The 15,562-nt window shown below is 54.0% G+C and carries 11 protein-coding genes; 7 read left to right on the top strand and 4 right to left on the bottom strand.

All coding sequences use genetic code 11. The features are described from left to right. Positions 1-105: 105 nt before the first annotated feature. On the bottom strand, positions 106-1,581 hold the full coding sequence (locus ACPOL_RS29435) for an amino acid permease (protein ID WP_114210328.1): 1,476 nt from the start codon (positions 1,579-1,581) through the stop codon (positions 106-108). A gap of 1,112 nt (positions 1,582-2,693) precedes the next feature. Then, positions 2,694-3,347, bottom strand: a complete 654-nt coding sequence (locus ACPOL_RS29430; RefSeq protein ID WP_114210327.1) for a TetR/AcrR family transcriptional regulator — start codon at positions 3,345-3,347, stop codon at positions 2,694-2,696. 280 nt (positions 3,348-3,627) lie between these two features. Here ACPOL_RS29430 and ACPOL_RS29425 point away from each other — a divergent pair, with 280 nt between their 5' ends. Next, positions 3,628-4,653 carry a helix-turn-helix domain-containing protein gene (locus tag ACPOL_RS29425; RefSeq protein WP_114210326.1) on the top strand — a complete coding sequence of 342 codons (1,026 nt, stop codon included), beginning with the start codon at positions 3,628-3,630 and terminating at the stop codon, positions 4,651-4,653. 84 nt (positions 4,654-4,737) lie between these two features. Here the strand turns inward: ACPOL_RS29425 and ACPOL_RS29420 are convergent, their stop codons facing one another. Next, a complete protein-coding gene (locus ACPOL_RS29420) occupies positions 4,738-5,607 on the bottom strand; it encodes an SDR family oxidoreductase (RefSeq protein ID WP_114210325.1) in 870 nt (289 codons plus the stop codon). A gap of 49 nt (positions 5,608-5,656) precedes the next feature. On the opposite strand from ACPOL_RS29420, the gene ACPOL_RS29415 reads away from it, so the two are divergent. Then, complete coding sequence (locus ACPOL_RS29415; RefSeq protein ID WP_114210324.1) at positions 5,657-6,613, top strand: AraC family transcriptional regulator; 957 nt, start codon at positions 5,657-5,659, stop codon at positions 6,611-6,613. Between the two features lie 304 nt (positions 6,614-6,917). Here ACPOL_RS29415 and ACPOL_RS29410 read toward each other — a convergent pair whose 3' ends face one another. Beyond that, positions 6,918-7,553 carry a TetR/AcrR family transcriptional regulator C-terminal domain-containing protein gene (locus ACPOL_RS29410; protein ID WP_114210323.1) on the bottom strand — a complete coding sequence of 212 codons (636 nt, stop codon included), beginning with the start codon at positions 7,551-7,553 and terminating at the stop codon, positions 6,918-6,920. Between the two features lie 123 nt (positions 7,554-7,676). On the opposite strand from ACPOL_RS29410, the gene ACPOL_RS29405 reads away from it, so the two are divergent. The 5 genes from ACPOL_RS29405 (at position 7,677) to ACPOL_RS29380 (ending at position 15,499) form a co-directional block, all read left to right on the top strand. Further along, the gene (locus tag ACPOL_RS29405) at positions 7,677-8,861 is read left to right on the top strand and encodes an MFS transporter (protein ID WP_150133178.1); all 1,185 of its coding nucleotides are present in this window, start codon (positions 7,677-7,679) and stop codon (positions 8,859-8,861) included. A gap of 64 nt (positions 8,862-8,925) precedes the next feature. After that, on the top strand, positions 8,926-10,527 hold the full coding sequence (locus ACPOL_RS29400; RefSeq protein ID WP_114210321.1) for an FAD-dependent oxidoreductase: 1,602 nt from the start codon (positions 8,926-8,928) through the stop codon (positions 10,525-10,527). 505 nt (positions 10,528-11,032) lie between these two features. Then, on the top strand, positions 11,033-12,031 hold the full coding sequence (locus ACPOL_RS29395) for an NAD(P)-dependent oxidoreductase (RefSeq protein ID WP_114210320.1): 999 nt from the start codon (positions 11,033-11,035) through the stop codon (positions 12,029-12,031). A gap of 525 nt (positions 12,032-12,556) precedes the next feature. Continuing rightward, complete coding sequence (locus ACPOL_RS29385; RefSeq protein WP_201759010.1) at positions 12,557-13,906, top strand: aldehyde dehydrogenase family protein; 1,350 nt, start codon at positions 12,557-12,559, stop codon at positions 13,904-13,906. A 9-nt stretch (positions 13,907-13,915) separates the two neighbouring features. Next, positions 13,916-15,499, top strand: coding sequence for a GMC family oxidoreductase (locus ACPOL_RS29380; RefSeq protein ID WP_114210317.1), 1,584 nt, complete (start codon positions 13,916-13,918; stop codon positions 15,497-15,499). Positions 15,500-15,562 lie beyond the last annotated feature (63 nt).

Genomic DNA, 15,562 nt, shown 5'->3' with positions numbered 1-15,562 from the left:
GCTCGCAAAAGACAAGGCCTCCCTCACTTGAAGTGCAGTTGTCCGATTTCCGCTCAGGGTGAAATACAATCCTGACCGGCAGTAGATCAATAAGTCTGAAAGTCCCTATGCTCCGCCTCGCACAAGTCGAGATCGGCGCACGCCGTACAGGCCGTAGATCGTAAGGCCGATAGCTGACCACAAGGGTAGAACCAGCTTGGCCTCTCGCGACAAAAAGAGAAACAGGACGAAGCACCCTAGACACGAGACCGAGGCCACGAACCACACTGCTGGAGTGCGGAAGGGACGGTTGCGACTGGGTTCTGTGTATCTCAGTCGCAGAACTGCAAGCGATACAAGGAAGAACGCGAAGAGCGTTCCAGAATTTGCGATAGCCGCTAGACGGCCTACCGGTAACAAGGCGGAAGCGAACGCCACGGCTATTCCTGTGCATAGGGTCACGACGTAGGGTGTCTTCCATCGCGGATGTGTACGAGCTAGGCGGTCGGGAATAAGGCCATCGCGAGCCATCACAAAAAAGATACGTGTCTGACCGTAAATAAGCATCATCACGACCGACGGCAACGCAATGAAAGCAGCCAGGCCAAGCCAACCGGCAGCAGCAGGGTGACCGAGCTGGCGGAGAATAGAGGCGAGTCCTTCGTGAGAGCAGGCGAGCGACTGGTGCGAGCCCGATGCAAGCTGTTCGCAACGTTCAGCCAATGTCTTTGAGCCCGCAAGTAATGGCACCCCGTCGAGATTCTTCATGGGTTGAGCGCCGAACGTACCCGCAGCACCGATTGCAACAAGCAAATAGGTGAGTGTCACCACCAAGAGCGCTCCAAAGAGACCGATGGGCAGGTTTCTTTGAGGGTTTCTCGTTTCCTCCGCAGCTGTGGCCACTGCATCAAAACCGATGAATGTGAAGAAAATAGAAGCGGCAGCGTTCGTGATGCCCGCAACCCCAAGCGGGGCGAACGGATGGAAATTGGTATCCTTGATCGCAGGTAATGACATCACCACGAACGATCCTAGTGCTAAGACTTTTACCGTGACAAAGAACGCGTTCACACGTGCGCTCTCCTGAGTACCAACCACGAGGAGTAAAGTCACAACAAGACACAATAAGACTGCGGGAAGGTTGATTATACCGCCGCCGTATGGGCCGTTTGTAAACTTGACCGGAAGGACGACATGCAACGCTGAGTGCTCAAGTAGACCCACCAGATATCCCGACCACCCCACAGCCACTGCGCTTGCCGAAATAGCATACTCAAGAACTAATGCCCAGCCGACGATCCATGCCCAGAATTCCCCAAAGCTGGCATATACGTATACGTATGCCGCTCCCGAGATAGGAGCCATAGCTGCTAGTTCTGCGTAGCATAGTGTAGCTATCCCACAGACAATGGCGGCAAGAATGAAAGACACAATCATTCCCGGGCCTGCTTCCTGGGCAGCCTGAGATGTCAAAACGAAGATTCCGGTGCCAATCGTCGATCCAACTCCAAAAAGTGTAAGCTGCACTGGTCCTAAAGAACGTAAGAGCGGGTTACGCTCGGACTGTTCAAGGCTGGTATCAAGCGACTTTACTCTCCACATATCGCGCCACCTCGTCAAAACACTCTAAAAATAAAAACTTTTGGTTTGGGGAAAACAAAGCAGATTTGCGCTCTACCTCATACTTGCAAATCTGCTATGCCGCTCCAAAATCCTGCGGTACTCGGATGAGAAGCTTGTTTGAGAGATTTCGTAGAATTCAAAACTGCGAAACTTACGACATGTCTGCCATGAACAGGCTTCACTGAATCGCATTTGTGACGGTGGCGGTGTTACGTGTCGAGTCGTCCGTCAATACAAGAAAAACCTCTCTGTGTCTCAGCCACTCTTGGCGCCGATTTGTAGTGTTCCATGTCGCTGCCGGCGTAGCGCAGATTCACGCGCACTATCGTGCTTCTCAGGCGACTGCTCCTCTGGCACCATTCATTGTCCGTGCATAACCTTCAGCAAAAATGCGATGATCGCCATCCTCGTTAGCGCTGAGTTCAGTGAGAAGCGAAAAGTCTGTAATCCAACTCAGGACATAACATAGGGAGTGATTGCCCCAGTCGACATCAAAGGCATACTCGGCCTCTTGTAATACGACTGCAGCAGACCTAGTGCGTTCGATAGTTAGACTCGTTAATCCCTACGCACGATTGCGTGATTTGCTGACATAACCCACGTTCAAACGGACACCTTGTCCAAGCGTTCCGGCCGGTCTGACGGATTTTGAGAGCGTCGGCGGAAGAATAAGCGAGGCAATCTTGCACGCCTTAAGATCAATGGCGAACCTGTCAGAAAATCCGCCGCAATCGCTGTGACCCCGATGCATACCGACCGAGAGCGCTATTCATCAATCGAATAGTCTGGCTCAAGCGTCTTATTTAGGTCGACCATGTATCAATATTTGACAAGCAGGTTTCTCGTTCTTTGTATGCATCGTCTCAACGTTCGTGGGCATCTTGACCATCCTGTTAGTTGGTCTACCGGTATAACGTCACTACTTCTCAAGTTCGGACGGCAAACGTAAGATGAATGCTGCTGCAATTCCCAGTGGGAGAATGTTTAGAACACATCGCATATGAATCGTATGGGGAAGCATGCAGCGATCTACGACCTCGGCATGACGCAGGGGTGCAGTAGGTCGATGTTGCGCATTCTGGGCCCTCTACCTACGACATAAGGGACGAAGTCTTTTCGGCGCGCCTAGCGCGGCTTCTTCGAAGCCCTCTTTCCTTCAGCAAGGCCTGTGTCACCGCATCAACAAGCCACCGCTCAGCATCATCATAGGACCATCCGTTTTCCTCGCGATGGGTAAACCAGCTCCAGTAACCGAAGTAAAACCAAAGCACATCGCGAGCCTGATTTACGGACAGGCCGGGACGGAGGGCGTCCAGGCTTTTCAGCTTTTCCGCAACCATAAAGCATGATCCTCGGTAGCGTTGAGTCGCAACCTCGAGGTATTTGGCAACGGCGGCATCGAACGGGGCCGCGTCGTGCAGAGCGTAAATGATGTCAGCAAACTCCTCACGCATACTCCGCATCGTTCGCCCGACAATCTCCAGAATTTGCTTTGGGTTTTCTGAAGCTTCGATGCTCAACGCCGCAGCATTGCGAATCGGCGAAAGCGTCCAAATCTCAATTAGGGCCTGTAAGATCCCACTCTTGCCTCCAACGGAGGTATATACGGTTACCGCAGCAACGCCTGCGAGTGACGCGATGTCTTCAACCCGAGTCTTAAGGTATCCGCGCTCGGCAAAAAGTTTCCTGGCAGCTTTGATAATGGACCTACGCGTTTCTTCTGCGTATTGCTTCCGCAAGTTCATTCATTCCCTCGACAAAGAGCTCTATATTCGATATAGTCGACCTATAACTAAAGCGCGCTGTTGTTTCAACTGCCGCTACAAGGATGGTAAACGGTCAGCGGCGACGGGATACGGCCCATTCTGTTATGCAATGGACAACTTCAACATTCAAACGTCCGTGATTCGACTCGTCACGCATGCAGTTGAATCTCCTCGCCAGTAAGGGGGCGCATTGAAGAGGGCTACGTCGATAGTCTTCCAGTCGAAACCTTGCTGAACCGCTAGACGCAACCCAGGAGGTATGATGCCGATCAACGTGACTTTGCTTGCGCTACCGTCAGCCAGTCTTATGAACATTTTTGGCCCAGCGGAAGTGTTTGACCAAGTCAATGACCATCTGGGTAAGACTGTGTACCAAGTACAAATCCTTCCCGCCGGGCTTCAAAGACGAGCTTGCGAAGGCATGGAAACTGAGCTGGATGTCGCAGATTTAAGCCAGTGCACGCATTCGACCGACACTTTGTTGTTGGCCGGAGGACTCGAATGGCCGGTCCCATTGCCGCGAAAGCAGATGAGTGGATTGGCGGGCTGGATTCGACTCTGCTCCACCCGGATTCGTCGCATCGGCGGGCTCTCCTCTGGAGGTCTGGTTTTGGCCGAGGCTGGCATTCTTAATGGGAAGCGGGCTACAACACACTGGTCTTACGCAGAGCGGATGGCCAAGAGCTTTTCGCAGATCAGAGTGCTCTCTGACCGCATATTTGTAAGAGACGGAGTTTGCTATACCGCAGCTGGGGGGACGTCAGCAATAGACCTCGCGCTGTCGCTTGTCGAAGAAGACATAGGCGAGGAAGCGGCAATCAATGTGGCGAAGCACATGGTGCTCTTCCTCCGCCGGTCGGGTGCTCAACCGCAATTGAGTACCACGCTTTTAGCGCAAACATCAGCTGCTCGGTCGATTAGTAATCTTCTGTTTTGGATTGCGGACAATCTCGACCACGACCTCTCCGTTAGCGAACTCGCAAAACGGGTGGCCATGAGCCCGAGGAATTTCGTGCGACACTTTACCCGCACTGTCGGCAAGACTCCTGGACGCCACGTGACTGAGCTGCGACTCGAGGCTGCGTGTCAACATCTTGCGAGCCCGAGCCTGAGCCTGTTTGAAGTTGCAAAGGCTAGCGGCTTTGGCAGCGTCGAAGCTTTCCGACGCCCATTCACAAAGACCTTTGGCATCCCTCCAGGGAAGTACAGAATTCAATCGAAGGAAAGGGGCTGTACTGGGGCTCCTCCTGCTACCAGCAATGGATATCGACTCGGATGGACTTGATGATCACAGGCAGAGGGCGGATAGTTCAACTGGATAAAAATCCTGTACTAGGCAAGATACGAATCGTTGATGAGCTTGTGTCTTCTAGACCGTACTTTGCTGATTGCTCGACAATTTCCCTGGGTTTTCGAAGGCGGCCGACGCATACCGTTCGTACTCGGCGCTAGAATGCCCTCGCCTCATCTGAGCAGACAACACAGCGTCTGGGCCTACGGGAATGTGTAGGCCGGCTGTTCGACCTTCGGCCGCGTCCAGGATGCACAGCGCGACGTCTTCTACCGTCGCTAAATGCTCAGGATTGCGACTCATGTACATCTGCATAGTCTGATCTACGAACGACTGGTATGTGGATGGTACTGGCACGTCCTGAGAATGCTTCAGAGTGGAGTCGATGAGGTTCGTCCCAAACACCATTCCCGGTTCGACAAGCTTCAGCCAGATATTGTGTGGCGCGAGCTCGTATTGCAAACTCTCGGAGAATCCCTCTAGCGCACACTTCGTGGCGTTGTAAGCTGCCATAAGCGGTTCCGGCATGATCGCCGACTGCGAACTTACATTCACGATCGTGCCACCACCATGAGCGCGGAAGTGCGGAATAATGGTCTGGATCAAGCGCATCGGCCCGAAGAGGTTGGTCTCAAATACTTCCTGAATCGATGACAAGGGAGTGCTCTCAAATACAGAGAGGAGTGCGCGGCCTGCGTTGTTGACAAGACAATCTAGCGTTCCAAAGCGGGTAAGAACAGCAGCCATCGCTGTCTGGACGGAATGCGGGTCGTCAAGGTCGAGGGAGATGAGTAGCAGGTTCTTATTGCCAACATCCCCCTTCCAGTCAGCAACATTTCTCATTGAAGCTGCAACCTTCCAGCCAGCGGCCAGAAACTTTAGAGCCGAGGCTCTGCCAAACCCGGACGAACATCCGGTGATAAGTACTGATCGCTGTTTCTGCAACATATTTGTCCTCCAAGGAGATTGTATGATTTGAACTCAGGAGAATTGCCCATTGATTAGCTCTATTTCATTACCGATCGTCCCAGACGGTAGCGACCCGCTCGCTCAGCTAGTCACTCTCGTCCGGCCCCAAGCTGTTCATTTTTGCAAGCTCATTGAGGGGAGGGGCAACTGGGCGCTTACATTTGCAGCTAACCCATCGATAAACTTTGGACTGATCCTCGCCGGCAGTTGTTTACTGATCAAAGAGGGTGCGGCCAACGTCTTGCTCGAAGCTGGTGATTTCCTCTTTCTATCTCGACCCTCGGACTACTCGCTTGCAAGCGATGTGAACGTCTCACCTCTGAAAGCGGAGCCGGCGTTAGCAGCCGCAACAAGCGACTGTCTGGTGGTTGGTGATGGGCAGCGTTGTTCAGTGAGGATCATGCCAGGTTATTTTCTGCTCAATCCCGACAACCCGGACCTGCTGACCGACCTGCTACCTCCTGTGGTCCATGTCGCGACTGCGGACGCTGATGCGTCACAGTTCCGCTTACTCCTGCAACTCGTGTCGGAAGAAGCGAGTCAACAGCTTCCTGGCCGAACTCTCGTTCTCTCACGATTCCTGGACATCCTTCTTATGCGGGTTCTCCGTTGCTTAATCTCGAGCCCCGAACATGACATAAGCGGTCTGCTCGCCGGCTTATCGGATCCTCAACTTGCAGTCGCACTACGGGCTATGCACAAGGAAGTATCTATGCCTTGGAAGATCGACAGTCTTGCTTCAATCGCAGGAATGTCACGCTCCGTGTTTGCGGCCCGCTTCCGGAAGGTTGTCGGTACTCCCCCCGTTGATTACCTGATTCGCTGGAGAATAGCGTTGGCCAAAGAGCTGTTGAGAAGTGGGGAACATCCTCTCACTCATATTGCTGACACCGTAGGCTACAAATCCTCCAGTGCTTTTAGCACAGCCTTCAAACGAAGCACGGGCGAGTACCCACGCAAGTACATGAGTTCTGTCCGGAACTGAATGTCCGGCTGGCTCCTTTGTCTCTTGCGGCCTCGTCCTGCTGGAGGAAGAGCAGGGAGGACGAGGGCATTTGTGTCGACTGCATCGGAGTTCGACTTGATCGCTAGCGATTTTCCTCCGGTAGCGGTGAGCCAGCACCTAAAGCCTGTCTTCGCTTGATCGTGGATATATTTGCAAGGTGATAATCGTCGCTCCGCATGAAGTAGACAAGGTCGATAACAAGCATAATCCCGAACAAGAGAAGTGGTTCTAAAAGGTACGAAAAAAGCGTCAAGGATAATTTCGCTAATGTCAGCTCGCGAATCTACCTTTGGCTAGCGGCCCGCTCATGAGTTCGTTTGCGTAAACCGTCAACCAACAGTTTCAAGCCGAATTCAAAAGCTATACTTCCATCTGTCGCAACCAGGTCGACAACATGAGCAAGGTCGTTGGTGGGTCGCGTGGCAACAGGAAGTTGGCTGCCAGTCTCATGAGTCTCCACGTGCTGGCGAGCCTGCTCCTCCATGACGCAACCCAGCGTGAATTGACCTGCTGCAAGCAGCGCCATTAGAGCTTCGTCTCTTGGCATCCCCCCGCTCATGAGGTATTGAATCTTGATTTCTACGCGGTGCAGTTCGATCTCACTCGGTCTGGAACCGGCATGAAGCCTTGCTCCGTCACGATAGGCAAGAAGGGCGTTCCTGAAATCTCTTGCATTCTGTGAAAACCACTCAGGCCACCGATGCTTCTCCTTAGGAACAGGTGTATTGTGCCGCGATGCCATCACGAAATCCGACATCTCGCTGAGTAAAGAAGCCTTATCGTGGAAATGCCAGTAAAGAGTGGGGGACTCGACCCGGAGCCGCTGAGCCAGCCGTCTGGTACTCAGCGCATCCAACCCCACTTCGTTCAGTAGATCGAGGGCGGCAGCAATTACTTCTTCCCGTCGAATTTTCGCCATGGGAGAAACTTTAGCACTGCTAGACGCATCTATCACCGATAGAGAATAGGCGGGATTTCGTAAAACCCAATAAGAGTGGACGGCACGTCAACGTTGAATAATAATCGCTTCAAGATTGGCAGCATGGATTCGAGGCTCGCCGCGATCTTCCTGATCGTGCTGATTGATGTGCTCGGGCTTACTATCATCCTTCCGCTTTTGCCTTTCTATTCAGAACACTTCGGTGCGGGCGCCAAGACGGTCGGCTTACTTGTCGCGGTCTATGGAGCCTGCCAGCTTGTCTCGGGGCCCATCTTCGGGCGGTGGAGCGACCGCTACGGCAGAAAGCCCATCCTGCTGTTAAGCCAGATGGGCACCTGTGCTGGCTTCCTCGTACTGGCGTTTGCTCCGTCGTTAAAATGGGTCTTTCTGGCGAGAATCATCGATGGCGTTACGGCTGGCAACATCTCCATCGCTCAGGCTTACATCGCCGACATCGCTAAACCGCAGGAACGGCCGAAGGCACTTGGGAAGATCAGCGTTGCGTTTGGCGTCGGATTCTTCATCGGACCGGCTCTGACCGCCGTCCTTTACCACTTTGGCTATCGCCCCCCCATTTTGCTCGCCGCCCTGTTGTCTCTCCTCAGCATCATAGCGACGGCATTCCTGCTTCCGCAGGATGGCTCTTGGAAGAAGCAGCCTGAACAGCAGCTACCCTCTTTGCTGAGTGCTGCGATCACGTACTTTCGTAAATCCTCTCTGCAGGCAAACTTTCTGCGCATCTTTCTGTACTACATCTCGTTTGCGGCCTATATCGCCGGCTTCGCATTATTTGCCGAACGCCGGTTCCGTGTGGCCGGCAATCCAATGAATGCCCGCCAAGTCGGATACGCCTTCGCTTACTTCGGCCTCGTCGGGATCATCACGCAACTATTTTGCATCGGAAAGATGACGGAGACGTTGGGCGGGCGCCGAACTGCGATGGCAGGGTTCACCACCAGCTTCCTCGGTTATGGTGTGCTTTGCTTGGTCCATAACCCCTGGTGGATATTGCTTGCAGGCGCCCTCAGTAGCTTTGGTAGCGGCGTTCTGCGGCCGGTCCTGCTGAGTGCGATTGCGGGCGACGTACCGCCACAAGAACGTGGTGGCGTCATTGGTGTCACGCAGGCGCTTCAATCGTTCACACAGATCGTATCGCCCCTAGTCAGTACGGCCTTGCTGGCGAGCTCTACTCTTGCGTTTTGGGGATTGTTCCCAGCCATGATGAATGTTTTTGGCCTCTGCCTGATGTTTCGCAGGGAGCCGGAGAACGACGGAGCCAGCGCGTAGAGCGTGCCGCGTCGGTCAATCTTCCACATGCATCATTGAACTTTAATTCATTCTGGAGGGGTCTATGCAACACGAGACAGCGGCCCATTTGAGCACGTCCGATGTAGTAATCGTTGGGGCAGGTCCCGTCGGCATGTTGCTTGCTTCCGAGCTTGCGCTCGGCGGAGTATCCGTGCAGGTGCTGGAACGTACCATAAAGGCCAGCGACACCATCAAGGCCGGATCAATCAACATCGCGAGCGCAGAGATTCTTGCGCGGCGTGGCCTACTCGACAGAGCGCGGGAAGCTCATCGTCGCGGAATCGCGGAACTGGCCAAGGTGATGGCGACTTCTATCGGTGTAGCACCGGAGCAGGCGCTTCAATTCGCGACCCGTAAGGCAGTACGCGCAGGGCACTTTTCCGCCATCGCTCTCGATAATGAGAAGCTGGACGCCGACAACCCGGACATAGCCGGTCACAGTGAAGCGTCGGACGCCACGCTCATAGTTCAGCGTGAGATAGAGGCGCTTTTGTGTGAGCATGCTGCAAACCTTAACGTCCCTATCCATCGAGGGGTCGAGGTCACCGGCGTCGAGCAGACCGAGGACAGTGTCACAGTGCACACCGATGCCGGGGATGTTTCTACGCGCTACGTTGTAGGCTGTGATGGCGGCCGCAGTGTTGTGCGACGCTCGCTGGGTTTTGATTTCCCGGGCAGCGATCCAGAGATCACGGGCCGACAGGCCGTGGTGGATCTCGACGATGTGTCTAAGCTCAAATTCGGTTGGAACTGGTCGCTGAAGGGTGTCTACAGATATGGTCCACTTCCCGGCATTGTTCTGACGGTGGAGTTCGACGGCCCTCCTGCCGATCGCAGCAGCGAGGTAACCGCAGATGAGATACAAGCCTCGCTGCAACGCACCTCCGGGACCGACGTTAAGGTGACCAAATTGCATGGTCAGGCGACGCGCTGGACTGACAATGCCCGGCAGGTCAGCGTATATCGCAAAGGCCGCGTGTTGCTCGCAGGTGATGCCGCACACGTTCACTCGCCATTTAGCGGACAGGGCCTGAACCTTGGCATGGGGGACGCCACAAACCTTGGCTGGAAGCTCGCGGCCACTATTGCGGGTTGGGCCCCGGAGGGCTTGCTGGACACCTACCAGGCAGAACGACACCCCATCGGCGCAGAGGTGCTGGAGTGGACCCGTGGACAGGTGGCCCTCATGCGGCCGGACCCTAAAGTCGGGCCATTACGCCGTGTGGTCGCTGATCTGATGGGTACCCGCGATGGCATGACGGCGATCGTAAACAAAATCTCTGGCGTGCTGCAGCGTGTCGACCTGCCGGAAAGTCATAAGCCAGCCAGCGACCCTTTGCTGGGTCGCTTGATTCCAGACGTGGCACTCGCAAACGGAGTGTCTTTGCGTTCCGCCTTCACTTCCGGAAAGTTTGTGCTCCTTGACCGGACTATTGGCGCTGTCTTTATTGCCGCAGCCGCACCATGGAAAGATCGAACCATCTTCATCGATGACCGCTCCGATATGCAAGTGAAGGGAGCATCAGCTATGCTCGTCCGACCGGACGGCGTTATCGTGTGGGTCAGCCGCACTGATGACCAAGTTGACCCAGAAAAGCTATCGGCCGCTCTTCAGACATGGGCAGGTCGTGCGGATTCGAATTGATAAGTCCATGAAGTGTACGCGGCTCGGCTACAGACGTCTGGGGTCTTCCTGGTCGAACTTTTATGCTCTGGCAATTCGGCGTCTACCAGCAGATCCGGCCCGCAGAATCGTTTCAGTGCCTCGCTCAAAATGAGCGACCATGGCTTCGCGGAAAGACCGTGCCAGAACTCCTGTTTGCCACGTAGTCTTTCCAATCTATGAGAGCGATCGTTGAGGATTCTGCGGGCGAGGTTCATACTCCCCAACAGCTGAGATGGCAAAGGGCCTTTCCTGTGCCCTGGCTTCTACGTAACCAAGGATCCAGACACTGTCTCGGTCTTCCTTGCAAGTATGTCCCGCTCAACTTCGATGTGGCTCACCACTCATAAAACGCAACCGTTGACGGAATCAGAGGCACATTTGGCAAGAACTGCACTTTAACATCCAATTTCTATTGCATCTACTGAAAAGAGCCCCGATACCGGCGAGGTAACGTGAGGAGATTTTCTTGGGTGAAAGGTGATACGTGAACATTGCTCTTGCCTCTCTAAGACAATATCGTGTTTTTGAACAGGAACTCTGCCGCGCACTCAGCACCGTGCGGCGACAGGACCATATCCATCTGCTTGATGTTCACGCTGGTGGATCTGCAGCAGAAAATTATGAAGTGCTTCTGACATTCGCTCCCCTGAAGGCGTCAGATATAGGCCTGTACCCAAATTTGAAACTGATCCAGACTCTCTCCTCGGGATATGAGCAGATTGATGTCGACTTCGCTACTAGTCAGGGAATCTGGGTGTCCTACGCGCCTTCAGATCGCACAGGAAATGCAGAGTCAGTGGCCGAGTTTGCCTTGATGGAGATTCTCACGCTTTCACGCAACCTTTTGGGGGCAATAGATTCTGTTGCACAAGCGGGCGGCGAGGCGTTGCCAATCGCTTACGGGCTTCGGGGTAAAAGAGTATGCATCTTCGGCTTAGGGGCAATCGGGCGGGCTCTCATCGAAAGGCTGCTGCCCTTCGGCTGCGAAATAGTTGGAGTAACACGATCGCCGGAGAAGGCAGAACTTAATATTCCCGTACACGGCTTGGAGGGGCTTCCGTTGATTCTAGGAGATGCAGACATCGTGGTCGTCTGTGTGCGCGCAGATCGCAGTAATCAGGGTATATTCAACGAAAAAATGTTTGCGTCTATGAAGCGCGGCGTTTTCTTTGTGAATGTTGCTCGCGGGTCGCTGATCGACGAACAAGCGTTGCGAAAAGCCATTCTAGCAGGCCAGGTCAGGGCAGCAGCGCTGGATGTTCTTCGGGACGAGCCCATCTCGCCAAAAGATCCGTTAGTTAGCCTGTCGCAAACGGTTGTTACTCCCCACCGTGCTGGGTTCACGGACAACATGCTACGCGGCACCGTTGAGCTGATCGATGGGATTTTGAAATCGTTCGATAGGAAAGAGAAATTTCCCACCCTTCTCAACGAGCCAAGATCACCTCGACACCGTCTTGAGTCAATTCTCGTCGAAGCGTGATCGATTGGGACCTCTAGAGACGGAGATATGTAGTAAGACGCATTGGATGTAGGGAATCCAAATCTATGTGTCCAGGCCAATCTTCAGTTCGCGGCTCCCTTCGGACTGCTTCTAACTACAAGCTCTTTATCGAAGAGCAATCGGTTCAAGGCGTTTCGTATATGGCCATATCAGAACCGTCAAACGAAGAAGTGATCGCAAACGCACCATGTGCCTATCAAGCTCAACTAAAAGAAGACTTGTCTGCAGCGTATCGGACAGCCAAACGGGGGATTGAAGTGATGGCTAAGTTAATTTGGCAATATTTCAGCCTGGAGATGGTCCAGTTCTCATGTACACTCGACGATCTCCTCAATGAACGCACCCAAGCCTTGCTGCAAGAAGCAGTCCACTGCAGATAACCCATGACAGGTCACAAAGGGCCGATAGAAGGTCCTCAACTAGCAACACTTTCGCTATCTCGGGTAAAGCATGCGCCATTACAGCCTTCTCATCGACGGACAGTTGGTTCAAGGAGCTTCGCATATGGCCGTCTTAAACCCGGCAAGCGAAGAGGTGATCGCAAACGCGCCGTGCGCCGATGAAGCTCAACTGAACTCAGCCGTGTCCGCAGCGCATCGGGCTTATTCCACATGGTCAGCCCGCTGTATGGCCGAACGGTCGGAGCTCCTAAGAGAACTTGCCTCTCGTCTGGAGAGCCGTCTAATGGAGTTTGCCAAATTGCTCACACAGGAACAAGGCATGCCGCTTACCAGATCTTGCGCCGAAATCAAGGAGGCCATCAAAAGAATTCGATACTTCGCACTATTCGATCTGGCGCCAAGAGTCTTGAAGGATGATGATTCTCGGAGGATCATCGAGCAGCGAACACCGCTCGGTGTTGTAGCCGCGATCACGCCATGGAACGTCCCTATTCTCCTTTTGATCAACAAAGTAGCGCCTTCCCTAGTTACTGGAAACACGCTCGTTATCAAGCCAGCTCCCACGACTCCCCTGACCACTCTCCTCTTGGGAGAAGTATGCGCGGACATTTTCCCGGCCGGGGTTGACAATGTCATCACAGGTCGAAACGAACTCGGAGCATCTCTGACTAGTCACTCGAATGTAGCAAAGATCGCGTTCACGGGTTCCACTGCGACGGGCAAAAAAGTGATGGAAAGCGCTGCCGGTACGCTGAAGCGGCTTGAGCTTGAACTTGGAGGCAATGATCCGGCAATCGTTCTGGACGATGTCGATCCCGCCGAAATAGCGCCGAAGATCTTCGCTGGTGCCATGGGGAACTCTGGACAAATCTGTTTTGCCATTAAGCGTGTCTACGTGCACGAGTGTATTTACGACAGAATGTGCGAGGAACTGGGGGCGCTTGCCCGGAAGGCCGTTGTCGGGAACGGTCTCGATGAAAGGACGGAGTTCGGCCCGTTGCAAAACAAGTCGCAGTTCGACCGGGTCCGGGGCTTAATCGAGGATGCCAGGAAGAACGGCACGATTGTGGGAGAAGGTAAGCTGCCACCCGGTCCCGGTTATTTTGTGGCTCCGACGATCGTGCGCGATATTGCTGACGACTCGCCGCTCGTTCAAGAGGAGCAGTTCGGTCCCGTACTTCCCATTCTCAAATACACGAACCTCGAGGATGCCGTAGCTCGTGCAAATGCAACGCCCTTTGGATTGGGCGCGACAGTGTGGTCCGCGGATTTAGACCGCGCGACTCATGTCGCGGGCCGCATCGAAAGCGGTTCCGTATGGATCAATCAAGTCCCTGCGCCCAATGTGGATGCACCGTTTGGGGGAGCGAAGCAGTCCGGCTTTGGCGTTGAACTTAGTTCACGGGGCTTAGAAGAATGTACGCAACTGCACGTTATTCACATCGCAAAATAGGACTACTCAATGTTATTCGATAGCGATATTCAGAAGAAGCCGAAACCTAATCTTTCTGCAAACTACGATTTCATTGTTTGTGGAGCTGGCAGTTCCGGTTCCGTGATCGCTCGACGGTTGGCTGAAAACTCCGATGTTCGCGTCCTTCTACTCGAGGCCGGTGGGACGGACGATGTGCCAAGTGTGAATGATCCCATGCTCTGGGGCGAAAATCTACATAGCGAGCGCGATTGGAATTTTCATGCTGAGCCCAACCCTGCGGTCAATGGACGCTCCTTGCCCTTGTCTATGGGTAAGGTTTTAGGCGGCGGCTCCAGTATCAATGCAATGCTTTGGTCGCATGGTCACCGAGCTGATTGGGACCTCTTCGCATCCGAGACAGGCGATGAACGCTGGAGCTACTCCGCCATCTCAGCACTCTACCGCAAGATTGAAGATTGGAAGGGCGCGCAGGACCCGAACTATCGAGGCAAGGGGGGCCCAGTTCATGTTGAACCGGCCTCGGATCCCGCCCATTCCACTCCTGTACTTGTGCAAGCGGCAAAGTCGATTGGCATCCCGACGTTCGACAACCCGAACAGCCGCATGACGGAGGGCGAGGGTGGTGCCGCAATAATGGACGTGATCGTTCGAGATGGTACGCGTCAATCTATGTTCCGTTCGTACGTCTTCCCATGGATGGATAGACGCAATCTCACCGTCGTTACGGAAGCACTGGTGACTCGGCTGATACTTGAGGGCAAGAATGCAGTTGGAGTTGAGTTCCTGCTCAGAGGAAAGCTCCACCGAGTTCAGGCTCGCAATGAGGTTGTACTATCCCTTGGCGCCATTAATACTCCAAAGCTACTAATGCAGTCCGGCATCGGAGACGAAGCCGAGCTGAAACTTTTCAACATTGAGGTGGTGCAACATCTGCCTGGCGTGGGCAAGAACTTTCAGGATCATCTCCTTCTCTTTGGCTGTGTCTGGGAGTATCGGCAAGAGGGTTCGGAGCCGAATGCCAGCAGAGCGGTGTTGCAATGGAAGAGCCGTCCAGAGCTCGAATGTCCCGATATCCAGATTCTGCAATCAAGCAACGGGAATGTGAAGGCTGCCATGAAGAAAGTCAATCTCCCACCAGAGTCTTGGTGGTCCTTAGCCCCTGGGATCCTCCGTCCGCAGAGCCGCGGGCACCTCAAGCTGACCGGACCCAACGTCGACGATCCACTTGAAATCGTAGCAGGTTCCCTGTCTCATCCCGACGATGTAGCATGCGCCGTCCGTGCTGTGAAACTGTGCCGGGAGCTGGCCGGGGCCGATGCGCTCCGGCCGTTTATTGGGCGCGAACTTCTGCCAATTGGCTCAACCGACAACGAGATACGGCGTTTTGTTCGTGAGAACGCGGGAACCTACTGGCACCAAAGCTGCACCGCAAAGATGGGACGTGATCCTCTTTCCGTCGTGGACGCTGAGTTGAAGGTATATGGAATCGATCGGCTACGTATCGCTGACGCATCGGTGTTGCCGCGAGTTACCACAGGCAACACCATGGCACCTTGTGTGGTGATTGGCGAGCGGGCCGGAGAACTACTAAGGGCCAAACACGGGTTGTGAAAGGCACGGATCAACAATGACAGGGTGAGAGTGCCCGACATAGATCCGAAGATATTGTTCGCA

The sequence above is a fragment of the Acidisarcina polymorpha genome, assembly GCF_003330725.1.
Classification (GTDB): domain Bacteria; phylum Acidobacteriota; class Terriglobia; order Terriglobales; family Acidobacteriaceae; genus Acidisarcina; species Acidisarcina polymorpha.
The sequence above is the reverse complement of the archived record's forward strand: the minus strand, read 5'-3'. Positions and strand labels throughout refer to the sequence as shown.

Coding starts and splice junctions, on each gene's coding strand:
- ACPOL_RS29435 (WP_114210328.1), bottom strand. CDS start 1,581: ATGTGGAGAGTAAAGTCGCTTGATACCAGCCTTGAACAGTCCGAGCGT.
- ACPOL_RS29430 (WP_114210327.1), bottom strand. CDS start 3,347: ATGAACTTGCGGAAGCAATACGCAGAAGAAACGCGTAGGTCCATTATC.
- ACPOL_RS29425 (WP_114210326.1), top strand. CDS start 3,628: ATGATGCCGATCAACGTGACTTTGCTTGCGCTACCGTCAGCCAGTCTT.
- ACPOL_RS29420 (WP_114210325.1), bottom strand. CDS start 5,607: ATGTTGCAGAAACAGCGATCAGTACTTATCACCGGATGTTCGTCCGGG.
- ACPOL_RS29410 (WP_114210323.1), bottom strand. CDS start 7,553: ATGGCGAAAATTCGACGGGAAGAAGTAATTGCTGCCGCCCTCGATCTA.
- ACPOL_RS29405 (WP_150133178.1), top strand. CDS start 7,677: ATGGATTCGAGGCTCGCCGCGATCTTCCTGATCGTGCTGATTGATGTG.
- ACPOL_RS29400 (WP_114210321.1), top strand. CDS start 8,926: ATGCAACACGAGACAGCGGCCCATTTGAGCACGTCCGATGTAGTAATC.
- ACPOL_RS29385 (WP_201759010.1), top strand. CDS start 12,557: ATGGCCGTCTTAAACCCGGCAAGCGAAGAGGTGATCGCAAACGCGCCG.
- ACPOL_RS29380 (WP_114210317.1), top strand. CDS start 13,916: ATGTTATTCGATAGCGATATTCAGAAGAAGCCGAAACCTAATCTTTCT.